This is a genomic window from Methanofastidiosum sp., assembly GCA_020854815.1.
In the GTDB taxonomy this organism is placed as follows: domain Archaea; phylum Methanobacteriota_B; class Thermococci; order Methanofastidiosales; family Methanofastidiosaceae; genus Methanofastidiosum.
The window spans coordinates 1-10,308 of the sequence record JAHKLW010000088.1 but is presented as its reverse complement, the minus strand read 5'-3'; the positions used below and the strand labels follow the sequence as shown (position 1 = coordinate 10,308).

Below are 10,308 nucleotides of genomic sequence, written 5' to 3'. Positions count from 1 at the left end.
TATGATTCCCTCTGACATAAATATTTTCAGGGGCGCTATGCTCCAAAGAATTAAGTTGGGAAGGATAATCTTTTTCAGATATGCTGTAATGTTCTTTTACAGATGTCATTTATTCAGCTAATAAAACTTAGATAATTTATTATTTAAAATTAACTTATTCAAGATTTTGCCACATATTGTGAAGATTCTCTAGTACTTAGAAAAAACTAAATTATGAAGCCCTGGTTATGCCCAGAGTTTTAGAGTATATTTTAGGGCCAAACGCCTTAGTCGAGTTAGGCGAAACACTTAAATAACATTAAAAACTTTTTTTATGTGGAGTTAATATTATGAAAAAAAATATTTGCTATATTTATAAGTTTTTTATTTATTGGAAGTACTTTTGGAATAGCTTCTATCTTTGGTGCAACTGGCGGTCCTGACGAATTTGGTTATACCTATGATGATACAGTTCCATACCAGTGGATTGACATATCAGAAACTGGAACAGATTCAGAGATTGAATCATATGATAGGGCAAAGGTACCAATTGGATTTGATTTTAAATTCTATGGCAATACTTATGAAGAAGTCTGGATATCTTCTAGCGGTTTCCTACAGTTTGGTAGCGAGGGTGGTGATGAGGACTATGATAATCAAGATATACCTGTAGATGATGATCTAAACAACATCATTTGTCCTTTCTGGGATGATATCTCTCTTAGAGAGAAGGAAGAAGCTATAATATATTACCAATCATTTCCTGACAAGTTTATTGTCCAATGGGTAGAGTTTCAACATGATAATGAATTGGGAAACCCAGAATCAAAATTGACATTTCAAGTTATCCTTTACAAAGACTCAAATGACATAAAGTTCCAGTACAAGGAAATGGTGAACGATAACTATTACTATGCAGATGGCCGTTCGGCTACAATCGGAATAGAGAACATTGATGGAACAATTGGATTAAAGTATTTCTTCGGCGAATACAATGAAGTAAATAATCCATATGCTCCACCAGGACCAATTAAGGATAACCTTGCTATTTTGTTTACAACAGGTACAGTTACCTCAAAGAAATCACTCCCAATGTATTCATTTATGAAGCTACTTGGACTTGGCAAATTCAAAGAATAAATTTTTTTTCTTTTAACTATTTTTTATATTTCAACTCTTGGTTAGGAAATATCAAACATTCCCAACTTCTATTAAAAGACAGGGCCAATTCGTTTAATGGGATCTGGCCTTAAAATTAGGGCCAAATTGAACACACATCTTGAATTTATTATTAAAACAGAAAGACATTTTAACTTTAGACTATTAATTTAATTAGTAGAGTCGATGATTAGGATTGAGACAAATGGAACAGATAAAAATAATTGTTGAAAGGCATATTGACGGGTATGTAGCTTATCCTATTGGCCTAAAGGGTGCTGTAGTCGGTGAAGGGAATACTTACGAAGAGGCCCTAGCAGATGTTAAATCTGCGATTCAGTTCCATATAGAAGCGTTTGGAAAGGATGCGTTTATTGAGGAAGATATTATAGAAACTTTTATTGCTGAAGTGGTAGTTTAGTTGACTAAATTCCCTGCAGATGCTCCAACAAGGAAAGTAATCAAAACTTTTGAATTACTTGGATTTGTAGTTGCGAGAGAAGGAAATCACATCTCCATGGTTAGGGAAAATGAAGACGGCACTAAGACTCCGCTGACTATGCCAAACCGTGAGAAGATTAAAAGCTCCACTTTGAGAGTCATATGCCGGCAAGTTGGGGTTTCTAGGGACGAATTCATAATGGCATATGAGCATGTTTAATACTGATTTAATATATTATAGCCTTAAATAAGATCTGCATCTAATTTGAGCATAACGTTATTATACACAATAAATTATACATTTGTGTTTTATTTTAAACATCGATGTTGGGATCAAAAAAGGAATAATTTGCAATAAATTTTTTTTTCTCTTTTCTATTCTTTTTTATAATATTTTTTAATTAAAAATAGCCTAATGCTTTACAACTAAGTTATGAAGCCCTGGGCGGGGATTGAACCCGCGACCTCCTGCTTACCAAGCAGGCACTATACCACTAAGCCACCAGGGCACAAGATTTAGATTTTCATATTATTATAAAAGGTTTTTCTATGTATGACTTGTCTAAGGAATAACATTAAATTGTAAAAGTAAGTCTTAAATACATTGCCTCTTTAATAATAATATATGAGAAAAATCAAGCTTTCAGATATTAAGACCAAATCAATTCCAATTTTGAAAAAACACGGAATAAAAAAAGCAGCCATTTTTGGATCTTATGTCCGAGGGGAGGAAACAAAAGAAAGTGACATAGATCTCCTAGTTGAATTTGTAGATGTCAAAAATAAATCATTACTTGATTTAATCGGCCTAGAACAGGAACTAGAAGAATTTTTCAATAAAAAAGTCGATGTTATTACTTATAATTCAATTCACCCCCTATTAAAAGACTACATTTTAAATGAGCAGGAAGTATTCTATGAAGAAGAATCTTAGGATTTTCCTAATCCATATTCTTGATAGCATAAATTTAATTGAAGATTACACTAAAGATAAAACAAAAGAAGAGTTTGAAGATTCGCTTTCTCTTCAAGACATGACTATTAGAAGACTTGAAATAATAGGTGAAGCAATAAAAAACTTACCCCAAGAATTTAAAAATAATTATAATCATATCCCTTGGAAAAAGATATCTGGGCTAAGAGATAAATTAATTCATGAATACTTTGGCGTAGATATAGATCTAATATGGACTATAATTGTAAGAGATTTGCCAGAATTAAAACAAAATATAAAAAAACTTTAATAGAACATTCCTCATGGAAAATCCTCGGTTTATTTCTCCAAAATCTTGCATCTCATGCAGGTGCCATCCATTGTTGGCTCACCACATATCTCACAAACTCCAATTGATTCGGGGATAAAGCACTGATTTAATGCCGGGAGTATCTTATCATAACCAGACAAAAGAGAGTATTTTGTTGTGGGTCTTACCTCTTCCATCCTGTCAAGAAACTTCCCCACCTCACCCCTCATAGCATATACTGCGTAAGGACACTCTGATGAGTCAAAAGAGAGCTTATTATTGAGTGCAAAGATGACTATCTCCTTTTCCAAAAAATAACGCAGGGGTTTTATCCTTTCTACAAACTTGTCACTAATCTTTTTGTAATAATTCTGACCCCTTGAAAATCTGATTACATCGCCCCGCATGAGATTCATTATAACGGATTGGTCTTCGTCATCAAGATTGTGCCCTGTCGCAAGCTTCGTGCAAGATAGCTCCCTTGCTTTTTTGTTCAAGATATATCTTCTTAAGACGCCACACGTGGAGCATGCGTTTTCCTTGTTATTTTCAACAAAAGAGTCAAGAGTCTTCCCAAAATTATCTTCAAATGATTCAATGTGATAGTCTATCTCTAGTTTTTCTAACTGCGATTTTGCAGCATCAAGCGTATGGCGCCTATATCCAGAAATCCCCTCATCAACGATTATAGCTTCCATCTCAAAAGGGTATCTTGCCTGTAGCTTCTTTAGAAGGTATGCCAGGGTCAAGCTATCCTTTCCGCCACTTACAGCAACTGCAACCTTTTCACCTTTTTTTATCAGCTGGTCTTCTCTTATGCCTCGCATGAACTTCTTAATAAAGTAGCTGTTGAAATGCTCCCCGCAGTAGTGCTGGCCAGACTGCCTCTGAAAATAGATTGCATCTTTTTTACACCTTGAGCACTTCAATTAACCACCCGAAGCAACTGTGAATAGTTCAATAATATCGTCAGAGGACAAAGGCTCATCCTCGCAGACTATCCTGCCGTTTTTTATCACGACGTACTGCTCACCCAATATGGATAGCTTTGAGAATACCTCGGAGACATTTCTAGCCTCCACTTCGACACTCTTCTTGTCCCGTAAGAAAACTACCTTTATCATAACATCATAAAAACGAAGGCAAAATATTTATTGCAAAGAGTAGTATGCCTATCACGGCAAATACTTTCTGAATCGCATTCGAGTTTGCCTCGCTGAACTTTATATCGACTATCTCTTTGAATATTTTCCCTCCATCAAATAAAAATGGTAGCGGGAATAGATTAATCAATCCTATGTTAAAGTTCAGAAGAAAAACCCAGAACAATATACCGCTTATCGGTGTCAAAATCTTCATGTTAACTGGGGATTTGTAGTATTGAGAGGTCACAATCCCAATGTACCCCCTTCCTGCATCAGTCGGGTGTTCTTTTAGCAATACATCAAATGTGCCTTTATCAGTTACAATATTTAGCGTATCTCCTGGCTTTGAATCCTGCATAATGTCATAAAAATTCTGTAAAGTTTCAATCTTTACGCCGTTAATCTCTGTTATTAAGTCCCCCTGTGATAAAAATCCAAATGCTCCGGATGTGCCCTCAATTGAAACTACCTCTATGCCCGAAGGCGTCAAAAGCGGATTGATAACTGCCATGATGAGCACAAATGCAATGAGTGCTGTGACAAAGTTTGCCATTGAACCTGCAGCATAGACCTTCATCCTTGTGAGCCTTGATGTTTTCTTTAGCTCTTCTTCATTAGGCTCTACAAATGCACCAGGTAGCACAACAAATAGTGCCAATCCAACTGACTTTAGGCTGATGTTATTTGCCCTAGCTACTATCCCGTGTGATCCCTCGTGGACCATTAGAACTACTATAAGCCCTATCAAGCTGTACCAGAAGGGTACAGTGACACCAGGGATCACAAATCCTACCCCTGGTGAGGGTGCAGGTGAAAGAAGGACTTTAACAGCATTAGAAAATAGAAGGTAGAACACTGCGGCCATCCCGACAACTGCCGCACCTATGCCAATCATGCTGTAGACGCCCCAGATCTTCTTCCCTTTCTTTGATACATTATCAATAAAATCATTGAACTTTTTAGTTCTCCACAATAGGATTATCCCTTGGAAATCGATGCCATACTTTGAAAGGCTATACCTTTTATTGACCTCGGAAAGGATAACCCAGAACATAATTATACCTAAAAGCACTACATAAAGCGGGTTCATACCCAATTGCTAAGATAATGATTTATATTTCTAACTGTAATTTTTTATAATGAAGGAGAAAACAGTCGCATTTCACAGGAGAAAGGTGGTCTATGGCGATGAAAAGTGGCAATTGCTTTCATCTATTAGATCAAAGGCACTTACAGTTATGGAGAAGATCTTAGATTTCCAACCTATTCTCTATGGCTCAGTTGCAAGAGGGGATGTCCACAAGGCATCAGATATTGACTTTTTTATCGAGCATATCCCTGAGACCTACCTACTGGAGATGGCTCTTGACGATATAGGGATTAAGGAGAGGAGCATCGTACAGGCAACGCCATGGCATCTTGTGAAAGGATCAATCACCCTCTTTACCGGAGAAACAGTAACATTCCCTATAACAGAGTCAAAGTTAAGAGAGATTGAGTTTTACTATTTCGGAGGGGCAATTGAATTTGACGACTTAAGAGCTGATAAGAGGGTGCCAGGCGTTGATAAAAGACTCATACTAATCAGGCCAAACGAAGAGGGGCATATAGAGGAAGAGATAACTGGCAGGGAAGCTCAAGTATCAAAGCTACTAAACATTTCAATTGATATAGTGAGGGAGCGCTCCCAAGTCCTCAATAGGAGGGATAAGATAGGCAGGACAGGCGTTTATCTCAATAGAGTTTTAATGCACGACGAGTCTTTTGAGCAAGTTTTAAAAGAGATATGCGATAAAGACTCAAACGTCAGACGGAGAGGTTAATCATGCACTGGGCATCGACTTTTGCTGAGAGAATAATTGCAGAAAGGGGAGAGAAAAAAGAATATGTATGTGAATCTGGGGTTACACCCTCAGGCCACTGTCACATAGGCCACTTTAGGGAGGCCATCACAACAAGCCTTGTAGCGCTTGCACTAAAGGATATGGGATACAATTCCCGGCATATACACATGTGGGACGATTATGACAGGTTTAGAAAGGTTCCTTCAAATGTTCCGGCCAACTATTCTGAATTTATCGGGCTTCCGGACTATAAGGTTCCAGACCCTGACGGATGCCACAAGTCATTTGCCGACCACTTCATGGAACCTTTTGAAGTCTCACTTTCTGAGGCAGGCATGAAGCCTGATTTCGTGAGGGCGTCAAGTCAGTACCAAAAGGGCGTTTACAAAGACAATATCAAAATATCACTTGATAAGAGGGAGAAATTAATCGAGCTATTGAACAGCCAGCGTGGCGGGGAAAAGCTCGCAAGTGATTGGTATCCAGTTTCGATATACTGCCCAAAATGCGGGAAGGACTTAACAAAAATTTCATCTTTTGATGGGATGTACGCTCTAAGCTACTCGTGTAAGTGTGGATTTGAAGAAATAGCCGACATCAGAAAGGCAAACTACATCAAGCTTAAGTGGAGGGTAGACTGGCCATCAAGGTGGGCCGAGTTGGGCGTTGACTATGAGCCTTATGGCAAGGACCACGGTACGCAAGGAGGCAGTGCTGACACAGGGCAGAAGATAATACAGGAGATTTTTGAAAAGCCACCAATAATAGGTGCAACTTATGAATTCGTGTCTTTAAAGGGCGCAAGCGGAAAGATGTCATCTTCTAAGGGCAATGTTGTCCTCCCTTCAGATATCCTTTCAGTCATGGAGCCAGATGTATTGAGGTATCTATTTGTTAAAACAAAACCTACAAAGGAGCTAAAGATTGCTCTAGACCTTGATTTCCTAAATGTTTATGATGAATTTGATAGGGTAGAAACTACCTACTTCAGCGATGAGGAGATCAACAAACGAGAGAAGTATGATAAGCTCTATGAATTCTCTAACATCTGGGGTTACAAGACATTACCAGCACAGCCATCTTTTAGATTTATGTCAGTCCTTGTTCAGATAACTTCTGATGTTGACAAGATTATAAAAATCCTAAAGAAGGAGGGCCACATTAAAGCAGAGCTATCTGAAACAGACATTGAAAGGATTAAAACAAGGACAAAACTTGCAGCAAACTGGGTTAAACTCTACGCCCCCGATATGATTAAATTTGAGCTATTGCCATACCCTCCAAAAGTAGAACTTTCAAAGGAGCAAAGAGATGGGCTAAAAGTAATCTCTGACCTAGTCCAAAGCGAAGACCTAAACGATGTAGAACTTCACAATAAGATTTATGAGATTGCGACAAACATTCCAATAGAGCCAAAAATACTCTTTGGGGCCATATACCAGGTCTTGATTGGCAAAGAGTCAGGCCCCAAAGCCGCAGCGTTCATAAACGCTCTTGATAAAGAGTTTGTAGTTGAAAGATTCAGAAGTTACTGACGCCTTCTATACAGGAAGTATAATAAAGCTGCAATAACAGTCCCGAATCCATAAAACGGGACATTTTTTGTTTCTCTGTAGTATGTGTAGACAACGTCATCAAATGAGCCAAAAAATACGTACCTCTTGTTTTTTACATTAAAGCTGTCCACTGTTGAGACGTAGGAGCCGGCATTTGCAGAGCCAATAAATTCCCCCTTCCCGTTTATCATGTAGAAATTCTCATCCATGGAGCCAAAAAAGATCATCATTTCATTTCCTTCCTTGTAAGAAGAGACAGCCTTAACTTCTTTTTCAGCCTTGAAAGTCCATAGCTCATTTAATGAGTAATCTATGCTGTTTAGATCCCCTTTGCCATCGGCTAATAGGATCATAGTGCCTGTATCATGGCCAGTTATGTAATAGTCATCCATATCCTTCTGGAATACTTTATTGCCGTCCTTGTCTAGGACAAAATATCCCCTTGCCAAAACTAGTATAGAATCGTTTCCAAGGTACTTGAATGGGATTGTCCCCCATACGACAGAATTGCTCATATGCCTCCATAAGAGATTGAGGTCACTATCAAAAGCATAAACGTAATTCCCAAGGCCACCTGTTATTATCTCAAGCTTTTTGTCTCCATTTATGTCATAGAAGTTTAAGTCTGAGATCCTATTTGAGGTGCTGTAATTTGCCACCTCTTCCATATCCTTGAATATCCTTAGATAATTTGATCCAGTCACCACCTCATTTTTCCCATCGCCGTCAATATCCCCTATCTTTATTGCCTGTGGCATGCTAGTATCGGAATAAATCTTGACCACTTCCCCGCTATTTGAGATGAAGTAAGTCCTGCTATCAGTTCCTGCAGTGACTGCCTCAAGTTTTCCATCACCATTTATGTCTCCTATATCAAGGGCCCTTACCTCATTGGGTAGCCTTGCCTGCCAGACTATGGTACCTGTTACATCAAAAACAGTTACATAACCTGGATTTCCACAGCATCCAGAAGCAACAACTATTTCGGGGACTCCATTTCCTGTAAAATCACCGTTCATTACCTTCCAGACATTTCCTTTCAGGTCATGCTTCCATATCATGTTCATGTAATCTTCTTCTGCATATACCCCTTGGAGCAATAATGCAGATATAACCAATATCGTCAAGATTATCTTTTTCATTTTTCTCTCCTCACAAAAGTGAAATTATATAAGGGATGGCATATATTGTCCCGATTGTGCTCCCTATGTTGGAGAAGGCAACGACAAGGATTATCCTCGTGACTCCATTCTTCCAAAGGTCAGTAAATCCATTAATGCTATTCAATCCTTCAAAGTCCTTTATTTTAGGTTTTCGGAATTTGATTTCAGCAAGGCCTGCAAACCATCCGGCTGCAATTGTAGGATTAAGTGATGTTATTGGCGCTGCAAAAAAAGCTACCAGAATAGAAACAGGGTGTGCCAGGGCAAGGGCCGCACCAATTGCGGACAGAGTGCCATTCACCATAATCCAGACGAGAAATACCTTTAGTGTAAATTCAATGCCTCTAGTAAAAAATCCGTATATCACGATTCCAAAGAATAATACAGGAATCAAATATCCTATATATTTCAATGAGCTCTTTTTTTGAGGGACTACTTCAAGTTCCTCGATGTTCTTTTTTAAGCCCTTTTTGCTTAATTCTTTCAATTCTCTTTTTACCCCATCCATGTGACCTCTGCCAATAACTGCAACTAACTTTTTGGCATCACTTTCGAGTATCTTTAGCGCAATGTATCTGTCTCTTTCATCAATCAATGTCTCTTTTACTGAGGGTATCTCCTTTGACAATTCATTTAATAGCTCGTTTATTATGTCCTTGTCCTTTAGCTTTTCGATAATGTCTTCCTCTTCCTCCTCTTCAAAGAATCCTAGGAAGAGTCCAAACATAAGCTTCAGCTTTTCTTTGAGTTTCATCTTGTTCCAGGCCCGCTTCAATGTGGTCTGGATATCTCTATCAATTAGCGCAATCTTGATGTTCTCTTTTTCAGCAACATTGATTGCTTCTATGAACTCAGAACCCGGTTTGACGCCAAACTTATCGCCAAGTCTTTTCTGGTAATTGGATAGTAATAGATTAATCAAGAAGAGGAATATCTTTCCCTGCTTTATGATATCCAAGATGTTGGTATCTTCCCACTTCTTGACATTTTTGAGCGATTCGAATCTACTCCCGCAAAGCTCAACACCCACAACATCAGGTTTTTCTTTTTCAATTACCTCTCTCACCTCATCCACACTTTCCTTTGAAATGTGGACAGTACCTACCAATATGACCTCTTTTCCGCCAATCTCTATGGTCTCTTTTGTCATAGTCTCTTAATAGAAACAAAGAGTGCTCCTTTTAAATATTACTTTCCGGTTCAATGTAAAAAAACTAAAATAGAGAAACATAAATAAAAAGTTAGGCTTTCCATATTTTCCCTTTTTTTTTCCATATCTTTATATATATGGAAAAAGATTATCAATTGATTCTAGAGTGAAACATTACACCCTAAGAAGGTCTTCCATGGCAAAAGATGATAGTACCAACACCAAAATCAAACGTAATAAAAAATATAACACTTTTCTGCCAGATATATACTTGAATCATGCATATGCCCTTCCCAACATTTCCGTAAACAAAGATGGCATAATCGTCTATGCAAACGAGGACACATCACGCATACTCGGTTACCCGAAAAAAGAACTTTTAGGCATGGATGCAACTGAGATGCATATCAATCCCTCCGACAGAGAGCTTTTATTAAAAGATTTGTATCGAAGAGGAAAAATTCAGAATTTTAATGTAAAATTAAAAAGAAAAAATGGCATGCAAGTTGAATGCAGGCTTGAAATGTCAGTTTTCAAGGATAGCGAGGGAAGTATTTTAGGCCATACAGGCACAATAAAAGATATACAATTAGAGGGCGATATCAGATTAAAGCTAGAAAAGGAAAAC

At 38.0% G+C, this 10,308-nt stretch carries 13 protein-coding genes and 1 tRNA gene; 8 read left to right on the top strand and 6 right to left on the bottom strand.

Going from position 1 to position 10,308, the window contains the following annotated elements:
* Positions 1–789: 789 nt before the first annotated feature.
* The 3 genes from KO464_10330 to KO464_10320 all read left to right on the top strand — a co-directional run bounded on the left by KO464_10330 (position 790) and on the right by KO464_10320 (position 1,798).
* The gene (locus KO464_10330) at positions 790–1,119 is read left to right on the top strand and encodes a hypothetical protein (protein ID MCC7573757.1); all 330 of its coding nucleotides are present in this window, start codon (positions 790–792) and stop codon (positions 1,117–1,119) included.
* A 223-nt stretch (positions 1,120–1,342) separates the two neighbouring features.
* Entirely contained in the window at positions 1,343–1,558 is a 216-nt protein-coding gene (locus KO464_10325; protein MCC7573756.1) for a type II toxin-antitoxin system HicB family antitoxin, read from the top strand.
* A complete protein-coding gene (locus KO464_10320) occupies positions 1,559–1,798 on the top strand; it encodes a type II toxin-antitoxin system HicA family toxin (GenBank protein MCC7573755.1) in 240 nt (79 codons plus the stop codon).
* A 217-nt stretch (positions 1,799–2,015) separates the two neighbouring features.
* On the opposite strand, the gene KO464_10315 is transcribed toward KO464_10320, so the two are convergent.
* Positions 2,016–2,087, bottom strand: a tRNA-Thr gene (locus KO464_10315).
* 125 nt (positions 2,088–2,212) lie between these two features.
* On the opposite strand from KO464_10315, the gene KO464_10310 reads away from it, so the two are divergent.
* On the top strand, positions 2,213–2,512 hold the full coding sequence (locus KO464_10310; protein MCC7573754.1) for a nucleotidyltransferase family protein: 300 nt from the start codon (positions 2,213–2,215) through the stop codon (positions 2,510–2,512).
* The gene (locus KO464_10305; GenBank protein ID MCC7573753.1) at positions 2,496–2,822 is read left to right on the top strand and encodes a DUF86 domain-containing protein; all 327 of its coding nucleotides are present in this window, start codon (positions 2,496–2,498) and stop codon (positions 2,820–2,822) included. Before KO464_10310 ends, KO464_10305 begins: the two co-directional genes overlap by 17 nt.
* A gap of 29 nt (positions 2,823–2,851) precedes the next feature.
* On the opposite strand, the gene KO464_10300 is transcribed toward KO464_10305, so the two are convergent.
* The 3 genes from KO464_10300 to KO464_10290 are packed head-to-tail and all read right to left on the bottom strand — an operon-like array spanning position 2,852 to position 5,057.
* Positions 2,852–3,751 (bottom strand): TIGR00269 family protein, encoded by a 900-nt coding sequence (locus KO464_10300; GenBank protein ID MCC7573752.1) that lies wholly within the window; start codon positions 3,749–3,751, stop codon positions 2,852–2,854.
* Positions 3,752–3,946 carry a MoaD/ThiS family protein gene (locus KO464_10295; GenBank protein ID MCC7573751.1) on the bottom strand — a complete coding sequence of 65 codons (195 nt, stop codon included), beginning with the start codon at positions 3,944–3,946 and terminating at the stop codon, positions 3,752–3,754.
* Positions 3,947–3,950: 4 nt separating this feature from the next.
* On the bottom strand, positions 3,951–5,057 hold the full coding sequence (locus tag KO464_10290; protein ID MCC7573750.1) for a site-2 protease family protein: 1,107 nt from the start codon (positions 5,055–5,057) through the stop codon (positions 3,951–3,953).
* Positions 5,058–5,103: 46 nt separating this feature from the next.
* On the opposite strand from KO464_10290, the gene KO464_10285 reads away from it, so the two are divergent.
* Both KO464_10285 and lysS read left to right on the top strand, forming a co-directional pair.
* Entirely contained in the window at positions 5,104–5,790 is a 687-nt protein-coding gene (locus KO464_10285) for a nucleotidyltransferase domain-containing protein (GenBank protein MCC7573749.1), read from the top strand.
* The gene (gene lysS / locus KO464_10280) at positions 5,790–7,346 is read left to right on the top strand and encodes a lysine--tRNA ligase (protein MCC7573748.1); all 1,557 of its coding nucleotides are present in this window, start codon (positions 5,790–5,792) and stop codon (positions 7,344–7,346) included. Before KO464_10285 ends, lysS begins: the two co-directional genes overlap by 1 nt.
* Here the strand turns inward: lysS and KO464_10275 are convergent.
* On the bottom strand, positions 7,340–8,509 hold the full coding sequence (locus KO464_10275; protein ID MCC7573747.1) for a hypothetical protein: 1,170 nt from the start codon (positions 8,507–8,509) through the stop codon (positions 7,340–7,342). The two genes, lysS and KO464_10275, sit on opposite strands and share 7 nt — an antisense overlap.
* Before the next feature lie 10 nt (positions 8,510–8,519).
* Positions 8,520–9,680, bottom strand: a complete 1,161-nt coding sequence (locus tag KO464_10270) for a TraB/GumN family protein (protein ID MCC7573746.1) — start codon at positions 9,678–9,680, stop codon at positions 8,520–8,522.
* A gap of 196 nt (positions 9,681–9,876) precedes the next feature.
* Between KO464_10270 and KO464_10265 the strand changes: the two genes are divergently transcribed.
* Positions 9,877–10,308, top strand: a 432-nt coding sequence (locus KO464_10265) for a PAS domain-containing protein (protein MCC7573745.1), incomplete at its 3' end; no start/stop codon positions are given.